This window comes from Streptomyces sp. R-74717 (genome assembly GCF_047305335.1).
GTDB lineage: Bacteria > Actinomycetota > Actinomycetes > Streptomycetales > Streptomycetaceae > Streptomyces > Streptomyces atratus.
The window spans coordinates 9147915-9167658 of the sequence record NZ_CP102361.1; the positions used below are offsets into that span (position 1 = coordinate 9147915).

Below are 19744 nucleotides of genomic sequence, written 5' to 3' on the forward strand. Positions count from 1 at the left end.
CTCCTTAACAGGCTGATACGTTCTGGTCAGTGCAAAGTCGGGCCGTTATGCTTCCGTGAGTCGAAAGATCCTTGAACAAGGGAGAATTTCGCAGTGGACAACACGAGGCCGGAAAGCGTCTTGCGCTCCACTTCCGGGGAAGGGATTTCGGAAGCCGGCGACGGGAAGCTGACGCCGACGCCAATGGTCAGATGCAATGGAACCCCGCCCACTCCGGAGCAGAAGGAAGGGCCCTTCTACAAGCCCGACACCCCGCACAAGCCCGACTTCAGAGGCGATGTGGAGGGCGGCACGCCCCTGCTGCTCCACGGCAGCATCGTCACCCCCGAAGGCAAGCCCGTCGGCGGCGTGCTCCTCGACTTCTGGCAGGTCGGGGACGAGGGCGTCTACGACGAGGAGGGGTTCCGGCTCCGGGGCCACCTGTTCGCCGACAGCGACGGGAACTGGCGGCTGGAGACGGTGCTGCCCGCCGTGTACCCGGGCCGCACGCGCCACGTGCACGTCAAGGTGCAGCCCCCGGGCGGTGAGGTACTGACCACGATGCTGTACTTCCCGGACGAACGGCGCAATCACCTGGACAAGTATTTCCGGCCGGAGTGTCTGATGGATGTCCGTCGGACCGCGGACGGCTGGGATGCCGCGTTCACCTTCGTGCTGGACATCTGAAATTCCAGCACCGGGATTCCCTCCGCACGGGAAACCGTGATTCGTGGGGGTTGTTCCGTGCGGATGGAACGGCCCCCGCCAAATGGCACTTGCCGGGCACGTCGAAATTCCACGTCGTGAGCAGCAGGAGACACATGGTCGACTTGACGCACGCCCAAGAATTGATCTACTACCCGGTCAGCGACTACCTGATGGATCACGGCGAAGGGATCCATCTGTACGACGCGGACGGGAATCAATACATCGACTGCGCGTCCGGCACCTTCAATCTCAGCCTCGGCTACAGTCACCCCGAAGTGGTCAAGGCGATGCGCGACCAGGTCGAACGGCTGGTGCACGCGACGTCGACCTTCCAGACCAAGCCGGTCAACGACCTGGTGCGACGCCTGGTCGAGGTCAGTCCCGAGAACCTCACCAAGGTGCACCTCAAGGTTTCGGGCGGGTCCACCGCCAACGAGGGCGCGGTCAAGATGGCCCAGATCAGCACCGGGCGGCGCGATGTCATCACCCTCTTCCGCAGTCATCACGGCCAGACCATGATGACGACCACCATGTCGGGTGAGTCCTTCCGCAAGGCACCCTTCCCGCATCTGATGCCCGGAGTGGTCCAGGTCCCCGACCCCTACTGCCTGCGCTGCTTCTACCGGCAGACCCCCGACAGCTGTGGACTGCTCTGTGTCGAGCGAGTCAACGACTTCCTCGACCACGCCAGTTCGGGCAGCGTCGCCTGTGTCGTCGTGGAACCGATCTCGGGCAGCGGCGGGAACATAGTGCCGCCCGACGGATATCTCGCCGCGCTGCGCACCCTCTGCGACGAGCGGGGCATCGCGCTGATCTTCGACGAGATACAGACGGGCATCGGCCGGGTCGGCCGGATGTTCGCAGCCGAGCACTACGGCGTTCGCCCCGACATCCTGACCACCGGCAAGGGGCTGGGCGGCTCCGGCGCGCAGGTCGCCGCCATCATCGCCGACGAACGGATGTCCGGGCTCGGCAGCGACCACCACTCGTTCACCTACGGCGGAAACATCCTGGCGGCGGCAGCCGCAGCGACGACCCTCGACGTCATCGGCCGCCCCGGCTTCCTGGAGAACGTACGAGCGGTGGGTGCACACATCATGGACCGGCTGCGGGGGCTCGCCACGGCCCACCCGTCCATCGTGGACGTGCGCGGCCTCGGTCTGATGATCGGCATCGAGATCGGTGACGAGGACGGCCACCCCCACAGCGACCGGGCACAGGCCCTGGCACGGCGTGGGATGGAACACGGCCTGATCCTGCGGACCTCACGCTACGGCCGGGGCAACGTCATCAAGATCCGGCCGCCGCTCGTCATCACCCGAGCCGAAGCCGACCTGCTCTGCGACCGGCTCGACGCACTCTTCACCACGGAGACAGCATGAAGGACTACGTCGTACAGCTGGCCTCATCGGTGCGCGACGAGGTACTGGCCGCGCAGAACCGGCTCGACAGCCGGCTCGTGCGAGGTCATTCACCCGGTGGCGACGCGCAGTTCGGCCTCGACGACGTGGCGGAGGCCGCCGTCTGGAAGCACGTCGTCGACGGCGGCGTACCGGTCGCCGTCTACTCCGAGGACCGTGGACTGCAACTCCACGGCGCCGCACCCGAGTACCTGCTCGTCGTGGACCCCATCGACGGCACCAGGCCCGCCGTCGCGGGACTCGAATCGGCCACCGTTTCCGTGGCCGTGGCCCGGATGTCCGACCGCCCCCGCATCGCGGATGTGGAACACGCACTGCTGATGGAGATGAGGACAGGGGCCTACCTCTACGGGGAGCGCGGCGCGGACGCGGTGACCGCCCACGGCTACGACCGCCCCGTACCGTCCCTGACCACGACCACCGACCTCTCCCGCATGTTCTGGTCCCTCGAATTCAACGGCCATCCCGCGCATCTGATGACCGACGCCTACGGCCACCTCATCGACCGATCCGCGAACACCGGTGGCGTGTTCGTCTTCAACAGCGCCACGTACTCCATCTCCCGGCTGCTCACCGGCCAGCTCGACGCGTACGTCGACATCGGCAACCGGCTGCTGCGCGACGACCCCGGGCTCCTCCCCGAGTTCGAGCGGGTCGGCAACGGACGCGTGCTCCATCTGTTCCCCTACGACATCGCCGCTGCGGTCTTTCTCGCCGAGCAGGCCGGTGCCGTCATCACCGACGGCTACGGCGAGCCGCTCGGGAACACCGCGCTGACCGACCTGAGCGTCGACAACCAGCGCTCCTGCGTGGCCGCCTCCAATCCCGAACTCCACAAGGCGCTGCTGGAGGGGATCCGGTGGAGGGCCTGACCCGACAGGAACACGACGTGCGCCCACCCGTTCCCGATGACACCGCCGAGTTCCGTGCGCTCCTGGAACGGCTCTCCGACAAGGCGACTGCGGACTACTACAACCCGTACACCACCTTCGACTGGCCCAAGGCGATTCCCACCGACGACTTCTGGATGTCCCCGGAACTGCTGACGGTCCACGGCACCGAAACGATGCAGACCCTGACCTCGGAGCAACTGAACCGCCTGAGCCGCTGGGAGAGCGTCCACTTCTACAGCCTGAACGTGCACGGCATCAGGGAGTTGCTCATCGAGGTCATGCGGCGGATCCACACGCCCGGCTTCGAGACACCCTCGGAGTTCTTCCACCACTTCATCGGCGAGGAGAACGACCACATGTGGTTCTTCGCCACGTTCTGCCTCAAGTACGCCGACAAGATCTACCCCGACAAGAAGCTGAAACTGCCTGAAACCCCACGGGACTCGGCGATCGAGAACTTCCTGGTGTTCGTCCGCGTTCTGGTCTTCGAGCAGATAGTCGACCACTACAACGTCCGGCTCGCGGCCGACGAACGGCTGCACACGACCATCCGCCTCCACCACCAGGACGAATCCCGCCACATCGCGTTCGGGCGACGACTGGTGCGGCTGCTCTGGGACCGGCTCCTGGCGGCCGGCATCGACGAACGGACCCGGCGCGAGACCAGCGCCTACGTCGGCCGCTACATCACCACCAGCATGGAGTCGTTCTACAACCCCGCGGTCTACCGCGACGCGGGCCTCGCGGACGGATACGCGCTCCGACAGCGACTGCTCGCCCACCCCGCCCGGCAGGCAGCCCATGCCCGGGTGCTGCGCAAGACCACGGACTTCCTCACCCGGATCGGAGTACTCGATGCCGGGTACTGACTCCGCAGCCCGCACCGGCCCCTGGACCGTGTGCGACGGACTCGCTTCCTTCGGAGAGTCCGCGACCATACTGCTGCACGCCCTGGACGATGTGTTCACGGACTGGGGGACCCGGGCGGGAGCCACGCGGATGACGTTCCCGCCTCTGCTCAACGCCGACGACCTCCGCACCTTCGACTACTTCCGCAACTTCCCGCACCTGGGCAGCCCCGTCTCCCGCATCCGGCCCGACCGGCTCGACGCCCACAGCCGCGGTGCCGCCGACGGTCCCGTGCCCGCGCGGGACCTCGCGGACGCCGACCACCTGTTGCCCTCCGCCGCCTGCTACGGCTGCTTTCTGCACTTCTCCGGAACCATGACGGAAACCCCCCTGCGGGTGAGTACGGTCGCCCAGTGCTTCCGTCACGAAGACCACTACGACGGACTGCGCAGGCTCTGGGGCTTCACCATGCGGGAGATCATCTGCATCGGCTCCGCCGAGCAGGTCCGCGACCACCTCGAACACCACCATGTGCGGCTCGCCGCCTTCGCCGCCGACCTAGGCCTCCCCCTCTCCCGACAGCCGGCGACCGATCCCTTCTTCGAGAAGGCGGGCGCGCGCACCGTCATGCAGCTGCTCGCGCCGGGCAAGGACGAATACGTGCACACCGACGGCACCGCTGTGGCCTCTATGAACAACCACCGCAACTTCTTCGGGGAACGCCGCTCCATCGCCTACGCGGAAAAGCCCGCGTTCACCGGCTGTGTCGCGTTCGGGCTGGAACGCTGGGTGCATGTACTGAATGAACGCTTCGACGGCGACCTCCGCGCCGCGACCGTGGCCGTACGGAAGGCCGGCGAAGCGGAATGAACCGGCTTCAGCTCGCCCTCGGCCTCGACCTCCCGCTGCTTCAGGCAGGTATGGGAGGCATCGCGGGGCCCGAATTGTGCGCCGCGGTCTCCCGGGCCGGGGCGGGAGGAGCCCTGGCGCTCTACAAGGAGCCTCCGGAACGGGTACGTGAACTGGTACGAGCCGTCGTCACCTCGACCTCCCGCCCCTTCGGCGTGAACGTCATCCCCGAGGTGACCGGCCCCGCCCTCTGCCGGGCCCAGCTCCGCGCCGCTCTGGACCAGCTGCCCGGGCGTGCCTTCGTCACCAGCTTCGGACTACCGGACGCCGACGCGGTGCACGACGTCGTACGGGCGGGCCGTGTTCTGGTGGTCCAGGTCGGCACGCTGCACGACGCGTACGCGGCCCTCCGGCTGGGAGCACGGGTCCTTGTCCTCCAGGGCACGGAGGCAGGCGGGCACCTTCTCGGTGAACTGCCCGCGGCGCGCTTGCTGCATGAGGTACGCGCCCGGTACCCCGACGCCGTGCTGGCGGTGGCGGGCGGCGTCGCGACCGGTACCGATCTGGTGCGGGTTCTGGCACAGGGCGCGGACGGGGCCATGGCCGGAACTCTCTTCATCCCCACGGTGGAGTCCGCCGCCCATCCCTACTACAAACAGCGTGTGGTCGACGCGTCGGCGGACGACACCCTCGTCACCACACGATTCGACATCGGCTGGCCCGCCCGGCCGCACCGCGTACTGGGGAACTCCCTGACGGGGCAGGCGCCCCGGCACCCTGCGACTTTCATCGCGACGACCGGGGCGGGGGGCAGACGGCTGCCCGTCCCCCGCTACAGCGCGGCCGTCCCGGTGGCGGCAACGGTGGGCCGTATCGAGGAGATGGCCATGTATTGCGGCCGATCCTGTTCCAGGGTCGCCGGACAGCACCCGGCCGCCGTCCTCGTCGAACAATTCCGCCGCACCTACGAGGCGGCCGGCCAGTGCCGCGACACATCCACGGAAGGTGGGCCATGGAAGACGCGCTCAAACCGGTGACCGACTGGCTGCGGGCCAGGAACCCGGAGACCGGGGTGATCCCGGCCGATCTCGACCTGATCGAGAACCGGATCATCGACTCCCTCGGTTTCATGGAGTTCATCCTGCTGCTGGAAGACCTCGTGGGCCGCGAGCTCCCCTTGGAAGAACTGGACGTGGACTGCTTCCGCTCGCTTCAGGCGATACACGACAACTTCCTGTCCCCGTCGGCTCCGAGCGTGCCGAAGCACACTCCGTAGTACGTCAGGTCTCTCAGAAGGAGGTCACATCGTGGAGCGCGGACGGGTCGTCTCCATGCATCTGGCTCCTGCCGCCGGTGCCCCCACGTTTGTTGTCACGCTGGCCCGTGCTGTCGCGGGACGCGGCCTGGAGGGCGACCGCAACTACTGGGCAGGGGCCGGGCCGCGTCCGGGGCAGCGGGGTACAGGCCGTGCGACCGGCGTCTGCGACGTCACCCTGATCGAGCTCGAAGCCCTGGAGGCACTTGCCCAAGACACCGGCATCGAGCTGTCCCCCGCGCAGTGCAGGCGCAACGTCGTATGCCAGGGCATACGGCTCAATCCGTTGGTGGGAACCGAGTTTCAAGTCGGCGGGGCCACGCTCCGTGGGCTTCGGCTGAGCGAACCCTGTGTACGTCTCGAACAGCTGACCCGGCCCGGTCTGGTGCGCGGTCTCCTCCACCGAGGGGGTCTGCGCGCCGAAATCGTCCACGGCGGCCCGATCCACGTCGGGGACCCGGTGGGCCATGGCAGCGGCATCACTGTCCGACACCGATGAGACGACCGCCTCACACCGAGGAGCACCGCCCATGACCGACACCGGCACACCTCCGGGAAACCCCCGGTCCTTGGAGGCCCGGGTTCACATACCCGCCGCAGGACCCGCCGACCTGCGCGACGCGGTCCGAGAGGCCCTGGGAGCCGTGCACGCCCCACCCGCACCGCCAGGCACGCCGACAACGGCCCAGTGGCACCGCACCACCTTTGGAGACCGGGGGATGACGGCGAGCGGTCTGCGAGCCGAGGTCAGCGTGGACTGGGACGGCCCGGAACTGCGCATCGTCGGCAGCGTCGACACGGCAGGCTCGGCGGCGATCACCCGCCTGTTCGCGGACATCGCCCGAAGGCTGCCGGGCGGCCCACTGGACCGACTCCGGCACACCTCGCCGACACCTTCTGCCGGGGTGGACGACAGCAACGCCCTGATTCCCGGCATTCCGTCCCCCGAGCCCGCGGTGTCGGCTGCGTACCATCTCCCGTCCGAGCTCTTCGATCACGCGGTCATCCGCTCACCCGCCGCAGCCGCCCACCTCGCTCTGCATGTCATGCTCCGTGCCCCGGACATGCGCCCGAGCGCCGACCTCGCGGTTCTCATCGACAACGGCTGCGCCGGAGCGGACAGCACCGCGGCCTGGTCACGGCCGTGTCTCGTCGCGGACTCACTCGATCTCGGCCCGTCCGTCACGGTGGCGGAGGTCCTGGCCCGCGGGCGCCAGGAGCACCGCCATCCCCACGGCCGCCCCACGCGGCCCCGCCCGGCGTTCGTCTTCGACTGCGCGGGTCCGCCTGCGGTACCGGACGGCTGGCTCCTCCGGTCGTGGACCTACCTGGTCGCACACGCGGTCCACTGCTCGCTGAGCGGCGCCGAAGGGCGTTACCGGCTGCGTGCCAAGGCACCACGAAACCTGGTGCGACAGCCCCGCCTGAACCTGCTCGTCGCCCTTTGGGCCGACGCCCTGACCACGTTGGTCACCCATCAGGACCGCCCCCTCGACAGCCTCGACATCCTGGGCTCCGCCGCTCCTTACGCCTCTGCGTAACCTGTGGTCCGTTCCGAACCGCGGGACAACGCTGTACGCGCGAGGAGCTTCGCAGCATGCCCGCTTGAATCAGTAGTGTCGGCCAGGGGCCCTGATGCGTCGCCGGTCTGTGCCCGGGGCGCGCGGCAGCCCGAAAGCGATTGGCATGTCCTCGTGCGCTGGCGGTGGCGGTCGTGGTCGCCGCCGTGGGGATGCTTCCCGCGATGCCCGCGCCCCTTGCCGCATCGGCGATGGTCGTCGCGGCCGTCGGCATGGGCCTGCTCGCTTCTTCGCTCACCGTACTGTCGCTCTCCCACGCCCCGTCCGGTCGGCAGGGTTGTGCCAGCAGCGCGATGCATACCGGTCAGAACGTGGGCCAGATAACGGTTCTGGGCGTTTCTTCCGCCTTGTTCAACGCCTGTGTGGGCATCGGCTCGACCGAATTCGTCGGCTACCGCGCTGCCTTCGGCGGTTCCCGTAGTAATCGCCGCAAAAACAACGGATATCCCTGACCTGCACGGGTGCGTCAGCTGGCCTCTGGGTGTTCCCGGACCCGGAGCCGGTGGCCAACGACCAGTCGACGCCTATCGTCCACTGCGCCGAAGGATGTACAGGGGGGTCGTCCGCGCGCACGACGCTTCTGACTAGTGGTCGGGCGAGCCTGGAAAGCACACGGGGTTGTCGATAGGAGTCGGCCCTACCGTCACCAGGAGCGCTATGACCGAGCTACACATACGACAACCCGCACCCTCACCCGCGCCCACGGCCGCCAGGGCCATGGGCCGCGCGTTGGCCGGCGGCCTGATCATGGCGGTGGCGCTCGGTGTCGGCAACGGCCTCGGACCCGTACTGGCGGACGCCACCGGAGCCAGTGGCTTGGCCGCCCGGCTGATCGCTGCGGCCCTCGTCACCGTCGTGGCCGTGCCGTTCGTCCTGCGTCTGTCACACCCCCGGACGGTCGGCTTCGGCAGTCCGGGCGCGAGCCTACGGGCGTTCCTCACCGGCGTTGGGGTGACGACCGCGGCAGCGGCGCTGGTCCTGGGCGCGGGCACGGCCGTGGGGTTACTCGTCTGGCAGCAGCTGGACCTCGTCACCCTGGTTGGCTTTCTCGTCACCAACGGCGTCGTCGCGTTCCTGCTTGAAGCCTTGCCCGAGGAGACGACGCTGCGCGGCTACACGTGGACATCGCTGCGCAGACGGTTCGGGCCCGCACTGGCGGCGCTCGGCACCACGGCGGTCTTCCTGCTCGTACCGGGCACCTCGACGCTGGTGACGGTTGGCATCGCCCGGCTGGCCGGTGACGAGCCGGGCCACATCGGCATCGCCCCGGAGGGGCAGCACCCGGTGGACTACCTCATCCTCCTGACGGTCTTCAGCCTGACCCTGATCGCCGCCCGTGCGGCCGTGGGTCACGCCCCGCTGTGGGCGGCGATCGGCACGCACCTGACCGTCCTGACCGTGAACCGCATCATGCTGCAGGGCGAGGACCGCGACGCGGGCGTGACGGTGGAGCAGGCGTCCGGTGACGCGGTGCTGCTCGTACCGCTGTACCTGGTGGTCGTCGCGATCGCATTCCTGGCGTGCCGTCGGGTCACGCGTCGGCACACGCCCGGCGAAAAGTAGGCGGTCACCGTCACAGGCCTGCTCGATGCCGGGCTCCTGGTCCGCGCAGAGGGCGGGACCGCCGTCCTGGCCGACGACGTCCGGTACGGCCTCCGCCTCACGGACTCCGACGACGCCAGCCCCTACTGACACCCCTCATGGCAAGACCACTGACACCCAGTAGCAGACTCCACTGACTTCTCCGTGGCGGACGACAACGAGGGAACGTTGGCGTGGCAGCGGCCGCAGGACTCTCCGTCGAGCACCTCTACGGTGGCGATGTGATCGCCGAGGCAAATCGGTGGAGGAACCATCACGTCGATGTCGGACTGCGTGGTGTCGACCTTTCTCTCGATATTCCGAAATCCATCAGCACCGGGTACGCGCTCGCCGGCGAGGAACTGGTTGCGGCGATCGAGGACGAGTGGATGGCCTCGGTGACCGAGGCGGTCGGGGCCCTGGAAGAGTGGACGGCCTACGGCATGGCCGGTCACCACGGGGACGGACAGCGAGCCGAGCGGGTGGCCACGTCGGGGCTGCTCGGCTGGACAACATTGCACCGCTCGGCCCGCCCGGTGGACGCATCCCCCGGCGACCCGCATCTGCACGTCCACGTCAACATCGCGCACATGGTGCACTGCGAGGACGGGAAATGGCGCACCACCGCGGCCGGGGCGGGGGACCTGCTCCGGCCTGCGCACCTGATCAACGAGATTGCCGAGGCCCGGCTGCGAGCCCGTCTGATCGAGTGCCACGGTGCGCGGTTCGCCCGGAGTGAGACCACGGGGGCGTGGGAGCTCGTCGGTGTCGACGGGGACCTGCGCAGTGCGTTCTCGCGCCGCCATCAGTAGGTCCTCGATCTGGTCGGCAGGGATGCCAGCCGCGACCAGCAGAAGGCCGCCGCGAGGCGGACGGCGGAGGCCAAGAACGAGGTGCACGACCAGGCGCCACGCCAGAACTGGCGGATGCGCGCCGTAACCGTACTGGGCAGCGACGAAGCCGTTGACGCGATGGTCGCGGCCGCACTTCCCGGGCCGGACGGGCCGACACCGTCGTGGCCTGCCGGTGGCTGGCCGCTGATGCCGGGTCCGTGCACACCTGGTCGGCGGCCTGTGCCCAGCCATTGCCGAAACCCAGGTTCGCGTAGTCCTTCGCCACGATGTGCGGGATGCCGTACTCGGTGTACCGGATCACGGCGGACAGCCCACCGCCCGACGGACGTTGTGTGCGCGAGCCGTCGGCCGCGGCGGGCGGCAGCGATGCCGATACGGTGAACAGCGCGAGACCGGATATCGCAAGAAGTCTGAGACGGTTACGGAGAGGCATTGGTCCTCCCAACTGTGCGTGCGCGAAAGGCGGTTACCCGAGGGTTCGAGTCGCCGCGCGCCACTCAGCCGGCACCCCCGCACCCCTGTCAACATCCCGACCGGTATCCGACCCCTTGACCACCGGGTTCCGGCCGCACAGGATCACGCCATGACAGGTGTACGGAGCAGCACAGTCGACGGCGTCGTGGCCCGCAGCGCCCGGCGTACCCCCGCGAGCACCGCCCTGCGGTACGCGGAGAGGTCCTGGACCTACGCGGAACTCGACACGGCCGTCAGTACCGCGGCGGCGGTCCTCACCGGCGAGCACGGGCTGCACCCCGGCGACCGGGTCGCCACCTACGCGCACAACTCCGACGCGTATCTGATCGGCTACCTCGCCTGTGCCCGCGCGGGCCTGGTCCATGTGCCGGTCAATCAGAACCTCGCCGGTGACGACCTCACGTACATCCTCGACCAGTCCGGAAGCGCGCTCGTCCTCACCGACGCGGACCTCGCCGACCGGATTCCGGCCGCGTTCTCCGTACGCGCGCTGCGTGACACGCCGGACTCCCTCCTCGACGCCACCGCCACCCCGCGTCCTTTCACCCCGGAGCGCGAACCGGCCGCGGGAGACCTCGTCCAGCTGCTCTACACCTCGGGCACCACCGCACTCCCCAAGGGCGCGATGATGACCCACGGCGCGCTCGTCCACGAGTACGTCAGCGCGATCACCGCGCTCGATCTGCGCGCCACCGACCGGCCGGTCCACTCACTGCCGCTCTACCACTCCGCGCAGATGCATGTGTTCCTGCTGCCCTACCTCGCGGTCGGTGCAGAGAACATCATCCTCGACGCACCCGATGTGAACCGGATCTTCGACCTCGTCGAGACGGGGCAGGCCGGCAGCGTCTTCGCCCCGCCGACCGTCTGGATCGGCATCTCCCAGCACCCCGGCTTCACCACGCGCGAACTCGGCGGGCTGCGCAAGGCGTACTACGGCGCGTCGATCATGCCCGTACCCGTACTGGAACGGCTCCGCGACCGGCTGCCCGCGCTCGCCTTCTACAACTGCTTCGGACAGAGCGAGATCGGCCCGCTCGCCACCGTCCTCGGACCGGACGAGCACGAGGGCCGGATGGACTCCTGCGGCAGGCCCGTCCTCTTCGTCGAGGCCCGGGTCGTGGACGAGGACGGCAAGGAGGTCCCCGACGGCACGGCGGGTGAAGTGGTCTACCGCTCGCCCCAGTTGTGCGAGGGCTACTGGGACAAGCCCGAGGAGACCGCGGAAGCCTTCCGCGACGGCTGGTTCCACTCCGGCGACCTCGCCGTGCGTGACGCGGAGGGCTTCTTCACGGTCGTCGACCGGGTGAAGGACGTCATCAATTCCGGCGGTGTCCTCGTCGCCTCCCGTCAGGTCGAGGACGCCCTCTACACCCATCCCGCCGTTGCCGAGGTCGCGGTCGTCGGGTTGCCCGACGACCGCTGGATCGAGGCCGTCACCGCCGTCGTCGTCCTGCGCGATGAAGCGACGCAGTCCGAACTCATCGACCACGCCCGTGAGCGGCTCGCTCATTTCAAGGCCCCGAAGAAGGTCCTCTTCGTGGAGGAGCTGCCGCGCAATGCGAGCGGCAAGATCCTCAAGCGGGAGCTGCGCGACCGGTTCGCGCAGGGCCGCTGAGCCTGCCTGATTTCCTCCGGTCGCATGATGGCCCGTCGTGGCGAAGACTGGGTGTGTTCGGGCAAGCGACGACAGCAGGGGGCGCGCGGTCGTGCGGAGCCCGCGCCGGATCGGGTGATCACTGTGACGACTTCTCCCTTCGGGTCGGATGACCCGTTTTCCGACCTCTTCAACCGTTTCTTCGGTATGAGCCCGGCGGCCTCTCCGCCGGCCGTGCAACGCGTGCCCATCGGCCGCCTCCTCAGCGACTCCTCGCACGAGCTGCTGGCGGCTGCAGGCGGCCGTGCCGCCGAGGACGGATCCGACCTGGACACCGAACATCTGCTGTGGGCCGCCACCCAGGTGGCGCCGGCCCGCGGCATCCTGGAACAGGCCGGCGTCGATCCGGACAAGCTGGCGGCAGAGCTGCAGGAGGTGCTGCCTTCGGGCAGCGGGAACGGGGAGCCCGCCCTGACGCCTGCCGCGAAGCGGGCTCTGCTGGCCGCTCACGCCCGGTCCCAGGCAAGCGGCGCTTCGTACATCGGCCCCGAGCACATCCTCAGCGCGCTGCTGGAGGACCCGAGTTTCGGTGCCGCGCAGATGCTGCGCTCCGAGGGGACTTCCCCGCAGACGTTGCGCGAGGCGTTCGGCGGCCGGCAGCCCGCGGCCGGCGGGCACACCAGCACCCCGACCCTTGACGACTATGGGCGAGACCTGACCGAGGAGGCCCGCAGCGGCCGGCTCGATCCTGTGGTCGGCCGGGCCGACGAGATCGAGCAGACCGTGGAGATCCTCTCCCGCCGGTCCAAGAACAATCCCGTGCTCATCGGCGATCCCGGCGTCGGCAAGACCGCCATCGTGGAGGGGCTGGCACAGCGGATCGTCTCCGGTGACGTGCCCAAGGCCCTGCAGGACAGGCGGGTCGTCTCACTCGACATGGCCGCACTCGTGGCAGGCTCCAAGTACCGCGGCGAATTCGAGGAGCGGCTCAAGAAGGTGATCGACGAGGTCACCGCTGCGGAGAAAACATCGTCCTGTTCATCGACGAACTGCACACCATGGTCGGCGCCGGGAGCGGGGGCGAAGGCGCCATGGACGCCGGGAACATTCTCAAGCCCGCGCTGGCCCGCGGAGATCTCAGTCTCGTCGGCGCGACCACCATCGACGAGTACCGCAAGAACATCGAGAAGGACGCCGCCCTCGAACGCCGCTTCCAGCCCGTGGTGGTGCGCGAGCCGACCGTGGACGAGACCGTCGAGATCCTGCGCGGGCTGCGCGACTCGTACGAGGCGCATCACCAGGTGCGTATCACCGACGAGGCCATCGATGCCGCAGCCGCGCTGTCCGACCGTTACGTCACCGACCGTTTCCTGCCCGACAAGGCCATCGACCTCATCGACCAGGCGGGGGCGCGGGTGGCGCTGCGCGGTGTGGGCGGCAGCACCGAGGCCGCCGACCTCCAGGACCGGCTCACCATGCTGAACCGGGAGAAGGACCAAGCAGTCAGCAACGAGGACTTCGAGCGCGCGGCCGAGCTCAAATCGCGCATCCAGGAGACGGAGCGCCGGCTCGCCGATCTCGGCGGGGAACGGGCCGAGGTCGGCGACGTCACTGCCGAGGACATTGCCGAAGTGCTGTCCAGGCGCACCGGTATCCCCGTCTCACAGCTCACCGAGACCGAGCGCGAGCGGCTGATGAAACTCGAAGAGGCGCTCCACAAGCGTGTGATCGGCCAGGACGAGGCGGTCACTGCCGTGGCCCAGGCCGTGCGTCGTGGCCGGGCGGGCATGGGCGACCCCGGCCGTCCCACCGGCAGCTTCCTCTTCCTCGGTCCCACCGGCGTCGGCAAGACCGAACTCGCGAAGGCAGTCGCGGAGTTGCTGTTCGGCGAGGAGGACCGGATGGTCCGCTTCGACATGAGTGAGTTCCAGGAGAAGCACACCGTCTCCCGGCTCGTCGGATCCCCGCCCGGATACGTAGGCTACGAGGAGGCCGGACAGCTCACCGAGGCGGTACGCCGCAAACCCTACAGCGTCCTGCTCTTCGACGAGGTGGAGAAGGCCCACCCGGACGTCTTCAATCTGCTGCTCCAGGTCATGGACGACGGGCGGCTGACGGACGCGCAGGGCCGCACGGTCGACTTCCGCAACACCGTGATCATCATGACCAGCAACATCGCGTCGAAGCACATCCTGGACCACCCGGGCTCGGTGGACGAGATCAGGGACGACCTCATGGCCGAGCTGCGGGCGCATTTCCGGCCCGAATTCCTCAACAGGATCGATGAGATCGTCGTCTTCCACGCCCTGACCCGGAAGGACCTGATCCGGATCGTCGACCTGCTGCTGGAGCGCAGCCGCCGCAGACTGCACGCGCAGAAGATCAATCTGGAAGTCACCGAGACGGCCGCGGAGTTGCTGGCCAACCTCGGCTACCAGCCCGAGTTCGGCGCCCGGCCGCTGCGCCGCACGATTCAGTCCGAGCTGGACAACCGGCTGTCGAACATGCTGCTCGACGGGACGCTCAACCCCGGCGACACAGTCGTCTGCGACGCCCGGGACGGCGAGCTCGCCTGCACCATCGCCGGTTCGCAAGGCTGAGGAGCCCGCAGCCGCAGGCTCCCAGTGGAAGCACACGACTGGAGCGAACGGCCGCACGAACCCGGAAAGGCCCGAACGCGAGCCCGGAAAGGTCCCAAAGAGGAGGCCTAACGCCCCCCGCGCTCGTCCACGATCCGCCTGAACTTGCCGACCGACCTCTCCAGCGTCTCGGGATCGACGATCTCGACCCCGACCGACACCCCGATCCCGTCCTTGACGGCCGCCGTGATCGACTCCGCGGCGGCCATCCGCTGCTCCGGTGTCGCCTCGGCCCGTGCCTCCGCCCGTACGGTCAGTGCGTCGAGGCGGCCCTCGCGGGTCAGCCGCAGCTGGAAGTGCGGCGCCACCCCCGGCGTACGCAGCACGATCTCCTCGATCTGGGTCGGGAAGAGATTCACCCCGCGCAGGATCACCAGATCGTCGCTGCGCCCGGTCACCTTCTCCATCCGCCGGAACACCCGCGCCGTGCCCGGCAGCAGCCGGGTCAGATCCCTCGTCCGATAGCGGATCACCGGCATGGCCTCCTTGGTGAGCGAGGTGAAGACCAGCTCGCCCTCCTCACCCGGAGGCAGCACCTGGCCGGTGAACGGATCGACGACCTCCGGATAGAAGTGGTCCTCCCAGATGTGCAGCCCGTCCTTGGCCTCCACGCACTCCTGCGCGACACCGGGCCCCATCACCTCCGAAAGACCGTAGATGTCGACCGCGTCGATCGCGAACCGCTCCTCGATCTCGCGCCGCATCTCCTCCGTCCACGGCTCGGCACCGAAGATCCCGACCTTCAGGGAGGTCGTCCGCGGGTCGACGCCCTGCCGCTCGAACTCGTCGAGGAGCGTCAGCATGTACGACGGCGTCACCATGATGATCTCGGGCCGGAAGTCCTGGATCAGCTGGACCTGGCGGGCCGTCATGCCACCGGACGCCGGGATGACCGTACAGCCGAGCCGTTCCGCCCCGTAGTGCGCCCCCAGACCGCCGGTGAACAGCCCGTATCCGTACGCCACATGCACCTTGTGTCCGGGACGGCCGCCGGCGGCCCGGATCGAGCGGGCGACCACGTCCGCCCAGGTATCCAGGTCCCGCTGGGTGTAACCGACGACGGTGGGACGGCCCGTCGTCCCGCTGGACGCATGGATCCTCCGTACGCGGTCCTCGGGGACGGCGAACATGCCGAAGGGGTAGTTGTCCCGCAGATCCGCCTTGGTCGTGAAGGGGAAGCGGGCGAGATCGGCGAGCGTACGGCAGTCGTCCGGGTGCAGCCCGGCCTTGTCGAACGCGGCCCGGTAGTGGCCGACGTTCTCGTACGCGTGGCGCAGGGTGGCCCGCAACCGCTCCAGCTGGAGTGCCTCCAGCTCGTCGCGGCCCAGTCGTTCCGCCGCGTCCAGCAGAGCCGTCATCCGGATCTCCCTCTTCCGTGCAGGCGACCGATCATTCGGTCGATCTTTCGGTAGCAGTAATTCAGGATGTTCCGCCACATGGCAAGAGGGGCGACACAGCTCATCTGCGTCCGGCCCCTTCATCGCTGTCGCCACGCTGCGCCTGTGCCACCTCTCGCGGATACGCTCACACCGAACACGGCTGCGTCGTCCGGACGGCCCTGTTTGGATGGCGTACATGCCGATCTTCCACGCATACGACGGGACCGAACTCGCCTACCGCCTCCTGGGATCGGGCGCACCGCTCATCTGTCTGCCCGGTGGACCGATGCGTGCCGGCGCGTACCTGGGTGACCTCGGCGGACTCTCGGCCCACCGGCAGCTCGTGGTGCTCGATCTGCGCGGCACCGGGGACTCCGCGGTACCGGACGACCCGTCGACGTACCGCTGCGACCGCCTGGTCGACGACGTCGAGGCCCTACGCGAACACCTCGGCCACGAACACATCGACCTGCTTGCCCACTCCGCGTCCGCCAACCTGGCCGAACTCTATGCCGCCCGGCACCCGAAGCGGCTGCGTACGCTCACGCTCATCACACCGGGTACCCGGGCCGTCGGCATCGACGTCACCGACCAGGACTGGCGCGATGCCAGTGAACTGCGCCAGGACGAACCGTGGTACGTGGCCGGACTGGCCGCGCTGGAGACGGTCTGGTCGGGGCGCGAGATGAGTGAAGTCCGCTCCGTCATAGAGCCGTTCGGCTACGGACGATGGGACGACACGGCCAGGGCCCATGCCGCCGCCGCACCGGGACAGACCAACTCCGAGGCCGCACAGACCTATTACCAGGACGGTGTCTTCGATCCGGCCGCCACCGCCGCCGCGCTGGAGCACGTGACCGCACCGGTCCTCGTCCTCGCGGGGGAGTACGACGGAGGGCCGACACCCGACCGCGCCGCCGAACTGGTGGCGCTCTTCCCGAACGCCGAGTTCGCCGTGCAGCGCGGCGCGGCGCACTTCCCATGGCTGGACGATCCGGGTGCCTTCGTCCGTACGGTCAACGCCTTCCTTGATCCGGAAGTGCTCAGCGTGCAGGCCGGTGGCACACGGCTCGCCTACCGGGTATGGGGGGATCCGTCGGCGCCGCCCGTGGTACTCGTCCACGGTCGCGGCGGCGACAGCAGGACCTGGACCGAGATCGCCGAACGCCTGGCCGACGAACACCGGTTGTACGCATTCGACTTCCGTGGGCACGGCCTCAGCGACTGGCCCGGCCGCTACTCCTTCGAGCTGTTCCGGGACGATCTGCACGCCTTCCTGGAGGCCCGCAACCTGGCGGGCGCCACCGTGGTCGGACACTCCATGGGCGCCGCTGCCGCCTATCTGCTCGCCGAGCGGGAGCCCGGACTGATCGGCCGGCTCGTCCTGGAGGAGGTCCCGCCGCCGTTCCCGCTCGACCCGCCGCGAGGCCACGTCGAACGACCCGACGAGGAACTGGGCTTCGACTGGCCCGTGGTGCCGTCGACCAACGCCCAGCTGAACGAACCGGACCCGGCCGGTCGGGAACGCCTCGGCGAGATCACCGCCCCGACCCTCGTCATCGGCGGCGGCCCCGCCAGCCAGATCGCCCAGGACAGGCTGGTCTGGATGGCGGGACGGATACCCCGTGGCCGCTTCGTCACCATCGAGGCCGGACACCTAGTCCACACCGAGAGGCCGGACGAATTCCTCGCGGAGTTGCGGTCGTTCGGTCTGGTCTGACGCCCGGGGCGCTCACCGACAGGGTCAGGTCCGGTGCAGCAGGGTGGTCAGGACCTCGTGGAGGGTGGCCTCGGCGTCGGCCACGGAACCCGTCGACCGCCAGGCCACGAAGCCGTCGGGACGCACCAGCACGGCGCCTTCGGGCGTCGTGCCGTGGATCTCGGCCCAGTCGGCCCCGTTCTCCGGCTCCAGATCGGCGCCCGGGCCGATGCCGTACGCCTGGAGCTGTACCGAAAGGCGGTCGGCGACCCGCGCCGCCGCCCGCCGCCACGTCACGTCCTCACCATCGGTGAGCAGCACCAGGGTGCGCTCGTACAGATCCAGAGTGGACTTGCGATCACCGGTCTGACGGACCCACAGATGCGGGGCGCGGCTGCCGGGTTGACCGTTCAACTGCATTCCCTGCGGCACCACGGGCTGCTGCGGATCGGCACCCAGCACGGCGCCGCGGACGTAGCGGTAGCCCAGTGCCACGGTGAGCATGCCGCCCTGCTTCCCGCCGCCCACGCCCGGTGCCGCCGCGTATCCCGGGTGGCTGTGCTCGCTGGAACGCGCCGAGGCCCGCGCGCTCGTCGCCTGAGCCACCGGCAGCCGCTCCGCCTCGTATGTGTCCAGCAGACCCGGGCCCGCCTTGCCCCTGAGTACCGTGGCGAGCTTCCAGGCCAGGTTGTGCGCGTCCTGGATGCCGGTGTTGGAGCCGAACGCCCCGGTCGGGGACATCTCATGGGCCGAGTCCCCGGCGAGGAAGACCCTGCCGGACGCGTACCGCTCCGCGACCCGCTCCGCCGCGTGCCACGGGGCCTTCCCGGTGATCTCGATGTCGATGTCCACAGCGCCGACCGCCGTACGGATGTGCTCGGCACACCGCTCGTCGGTGAAGTCCTCCAGGGTTTCGCCCAGTTGGGGCTGCCACGGCGCGTGGAACACCCAATCCTCCTTGTTGTCCACCGGCAACAGGGCCCCGTCCGCTGCGGGGTTGGTCAGATAGCAGACGATGAAGCGTCGGTCACCCACTACATCGGCGAGCTGCCGGGAGCGGAAGGTGATGCTCACGTTGTGGAAGAGATCACCGGGCCCGGTCCGGTCGATGTGCAGCTGCTCACGGATGGGGCTGCGCGGACCGTCGGCCGCGATGAGGTAGTCCGCGCGCACACTGATGTGCTCTCCGGTCTCCCGGTTCTTGAGCGTCGCGTCCACTCCCGACCCGTCCTGGTCGAAACTCTGCATCTCGGTGGAGAACCGCAGGTCCCCGCCCTGTTCACGGGCCAGTTTCACCAGCACGGGTTCCAGATCGTTCTGGCTGCACAGACACCAGCCGGCCGGGCTGAAGCGGGCGAGTCCGCCACCCGGGTCGATCTCCTTGAACAGCCACTCCTGGTCGTCCCCGGTGAGCGAGCCGGCTTGCAGAATGCCGTGGTTGTCGGCGAGGACCGAGGCCGCCTCCCGGATGCCCGGCTCGGCACCCGCCGTGCGGAAGACCTCCATCGTGCGCACGTTGTTGCCGCGTCCGCGAGGATGTGTCGAGGTGTATCGGTGCTTCTCGACCAGCAGATGCTCGATGCCGAGCCGGCCGAGGAAAAGTGAGGCGGACAGGCCCACCAGGGAGCCGCCCACGATGAGGACCGGTACGCGAAGGTCGACGTTCTCGTTCATCAGTTGCTCCAGCTCGGACGCCGTTCGGATGCATTGTTCAATGCCCTTGTCGGAGCGGTTCGGACGGTCGCTCACCTGAACGGTTCATAAATCTCGCGCCACCCGGACCAGCGTTTCACGATCGGTCACGGAGACGATGCCCGCGGTCACGGGGGCGGACCGACGACGTCCGCCGGGAGAGTCCCCGCTCCGAATCCACTCGCCAACCGACGGTTGACGGCATGCCATCCGGCCTGACCACGAAACTGTCTCG

General features: G+C 68.7%; 16 protein-coding genes and 2 pseudogenes. 15 read left to right on the plus strand and 3 right to left on the minus strand.

Going from position 1 to position 19744, the window contains the following annotated elements; all coding sequences use genetic code 11:
- Nucleotides 1-183: 183 nt before the first annotated feature.
- The 12 genes from NRF20_RS41255 to NRF20_RS41310 all read left to right on the plus strand — a co-directional run bounded on the left by NRF20_RS41255 (nucleotide 184) and on the right by NRF20_RS41310 (nucleotide 9987).
- Nucleotides 184-666 (plus strand): hypothetical protein, encoded by a 483-nt coding sequence (locus NRF20_RS41255; RefSeq protein WP_398629396.1) that lies wholly within the window; start codon nucleotides 184-186, stop codon nucleotides 664-666.
- 134 nt (nucleotides 667-800) lie between these two features.
- On the plus strand, nucleotides 801-2069 hold the full coding sequence (locus NRF20_RS41260) for an aspartate aminotransferase family protein (protein ID WP_413754224.1): 1269 nt from the start codon (nucleotides 801-803) through the stop codon (nucleotides 2067-2069).
- Nucleotides 2066-2980, plus strand: coding sequence for an inositol monophosphatase family protein (locus NRF20_RS41265; RefSeq protein ID WP_413754225.1), 915 nt, complete (start codon nucleotides 2066-2068; stop codon nucleotides 2978-2980). The genes NRF20_RS41260 and NRF20_RS41265 overlap by 4 nt, the downstream gene beginning before the upstream one ends.
- Before the next feature lie 17 nt (nucleotides 2981-2997).
- Nucleotides 2998-3870, plus strand: coding sequence for a diiron oxygenase (locus NRF20_RS41270; protein ID WP_413754226.1), 873 nt, complete (start codon nucleotides 2998-3000; stop codon nucleotides 3868-3870).
- Nucleotides 3857-4720 carry an aminoacyl--tRNA ligase-related protein gene (locus tag NRF20_RS41275; protein WP_413754227.1) on the plus strand — a complete coding sequence of 288 codons (864 nt, stop codon included), beginning with the start codon at nucleotides 3857-3859 and terminating at the stop codon, nucleotides 4718-4720. Before NRF20_RS41270 ends, NRF20_RS41275 begins: the two co-directional genes overlap by 14 nt.
- Nucleotides 4717-5736: an NAD(P)H-dependent flavin oxidoreductase gene (locus tag NRF20_RS41280; protein ID WP_398629391.1), complete on the plus strand. Its 1020-nt coding sequence runs from the start codon at nucleotides 4717-4719 to the stop codon at nucleotides 5734-5736. Before NRF20_RS41275 ends, NRF20_RS41280 begins: the two co-directional genes overlap by 4 nt.
- On the plus strand, nucleotides 5712-5975 hold the full coding sequence (locus NRF20_RS41285; RefSeq protein WP_413754228.1) for an acyl carrier protein: 264 nt from the start codon (nucleotides 5712-5714) through the stop codon (nucleotides 5973-5975). Before NRF20_RS41280 ends, NRF20_RS41285 begins: the two co-directional genes overlap by 25 nt.
- Before the next feature lie 31 nt (nucleotides 5976-6006).
- Nucleotides 6007-6513, plus strand: coding sequence for an MOSC domain-containing protein (locus NRF20_RS41290; protein ID WP_413754229.1), 507 nt, complete (start codon nucleotides 6007-6009; stop codon nucleotides 6511-6513).
- Nucleotides 6514-6544: 31 nt separating this feature from the next.
- A complete protein-coding gene (locus NRF20_RS41295) occupies nucleotides 6545-7555 on the plus strand; it encodes a hypothetical protein (protein WP_413754230.1) in 1011 nt (336 codons plus the stop codon).
- Between the two features lie 173 nt (nucleotides 7556-7728).
- Complete coding sequence (locus NRF20_RS41300) at nucleotides 7729-8046, plus strand: hypothetical protein (RefSeq protein ID WP_398629388.1); 318 nt, start codon at nucleotides 7729-7731, stop codon at nucleotides 8044-8046.
- Between the two features lie 205 nt (nucleotides 8047-8251).
- Nucleotides 8252-9157: a type II CAAX prenyl endopeptidase Rce1 family protein gene (locus NRF20_RS41305; RefSeq protein WP_413754231.1), complete on the plus strand. Its 906-nt coding sequence runs from the start codon at nucleotides 8252-8254 to the stop codon at nucleotides 9155-9157.
- Between the two features lie 212 nt (nucleotides 9158-9369).
- Nucleotides 9370-9987, plus strand: coding sequence for a relaxase domain-containing protein (locus tag NRF20_RS41310; RefSeq protein ID WP_413754232.1), 618 nt, complete (start codon nucleotides 9370-9372; stop codon nucleotides 9985-9987).
- Nucleotides 9988-10225: 238 nt separating this feature from the next.
- Here the strand turns inward: NRF20_RS41310 and NRF20_RS41315 are convergent.
- Nucleotides 10226-10462: pseudogene (locus NRF20_RS41315) on the minus strand (penicillin acylase family protein); the annotation flags it as partial.
- Nucleotides 10463-10612: 150 nt separating this feature from the next.
- On the opposite strand from NRF20_RS41315, the gene NRF20_RS41320 reads away from it, so the two are divergent.
- Together NRF20_RS41320 and NRF20_RS41325 are read left to right on the plus strand one after the other, a co-directional pair.
- A complete protein-coding gene (locus NRF20_RS41320) occupies nucleotides 10613-12121 on the plus strand; it encodes an acyl-CoA synthetase (protein WP_398629386.1) in 1509 nt (502 codons plus the stop codon).
- A gap of 123 nt (nucleotides 12122-12244) precedes the next feature.
- A pseudogene (locus NRF20_RS41325) lies at nucleotides 12245-14700 on the plus strand (ATP-dependent Clp protease ATP-binding subunit).
- Between the two features lie 107 nt (nucleotides 14701-14807).
- Here the strand turns inward: NRF20_RS41325 and paaK are convergent.
- On the minus strand, nucleotides 14808-16097 hold the full coding sequence (gene paaK / locus NRF20_RS41330) for a phenylacetate--CoA ligase PaaK (RefSeq protein WP_398629385.1): 1290 nt from the start codon (nucleotides 16095-16097) through the stop codon (nucleotides 14808-14810).
- 217 nt (nucleotides 16098-16314) lie between these two features.
- On the opposite strand from paaK, the gene NRF20_RS41335 reads away from it, so the two are divergent.
- Entirely contained in the window at nucleotides 16315-17838 is a 1524-nt protein-coding gene (locus NRF20_RS41335; protein WP_413754233.1) for an alpha/beta fold hydrolase, read from the plus strand.
- 24 nt (nucleotides 17839-17862) lie between these two features.
- On the opposite strand, the gene NRF20_RS41340 is transcribed toward NRF20_RS41335, so the two are convergent.
- Complete coding sequence (locus NRF20_RS41340; RefSeq protein WP_413754234.1) at nucleotides 17863-19491, minus strand: FAD-dependent oxidoreductase; 1629 nt, start codon at nucleotides 19489-19491, stop codon at nucleotides 17863-17865.
- Nucleotides 19492-19744 lie beyond the last annotated feature (253 nt).

What these genes read in the sequence shown, in the direction of transcription:
- NRF20_RS41255 (WP_398629396.1), top strand. Translation starts at nt 184, where the DNA reads ATGGTCAGATGCAATGGAACCCCGCCCACTCCGGAGCAGAAGGAAGGG.
- NRF20_RS41260 (WP_413754224.1), top strand. Translation starts at nt 801, where the DNA reads ATGGTCGACTTGACGCACGCCCAAGAATTGATCTACTACCCGGTCAGC.
- NRF20_RS41265 (WP_413754225.1), top strand. Translation starts at nt 2,066, where the DNA reads ATGAAGGACTACGTCGTACAGCTGGCCTCATCGGTGCGCGACGAGGTA.
- NRF20_RS41275 (WP_413754227.1), top strand. Translation starts at nt 3,857, where the DNA reads ATGCCGGGTACTGACTCCGCAGCCCGCACCGGCCCCTGGACCGTGTGC.
- NRF20_RS41280 (WP_398629391.1), top strand. Translation starts at nt 4,717, where the DNA reads ATGAACCGGCTTCAGCTCGCCCTCGGCCTCGACCTCCCGCTGCTTCAG.
- NRF20_RS41285 (WP_413754228.1), top strand. Translation starts at nt 5,712, where the DNA reads ATGGAAGACGCGCTCAAACCGGTGACCGACTGGCTGCGGGCCAGGAAC.
- NRF20_RS41295 (WP_413754230.1), top strand. Translation starts at nt 6,545, where the DNA reads ATGACCGACACCGGCACACCTCCGGGAAACCCCCGGTCCTTGGAGGCC.
- NRF20_RS41305 (WP_413754231.1), top strand. Translation starts at nt 8,252, where the DNA reads ATGACCGAGCTACACATACGACAACCCGCACCCTCACCCGCGCCCACG.
- NRF20_RS41320 (WP_398629386.1), top strand. Translation starts at nt 10,613, where the DNA reads ATGACAGGTGTACGGAGCAGCACAGTCGACGGCGTCGTGGCCCGCAGC.
- paaK (WP_398629385.1), bottom strand. Translation starts at nt 16,097, where the DNA reads ATGACGGCTCTGCTGGACGCGGCGGAACGACTGGGCCGCGACGAGCTG.
- NRF20_RS41335 (WP_413754233.1), top strand. Translation starts at nt 16,315, where the DNA reads ATGCCGATCTTCCACGCATACGACGGGACCGAACTCGCCTACCGCCTC.
- NRF20_RS41340 (WP_413754234.1), bottom strand. Translation starts at nt 19,491, where the DNA reads ATGAACGAGAACGTCGACCTTCGCGTACCGGTCCTCATCGTGGGCGGC.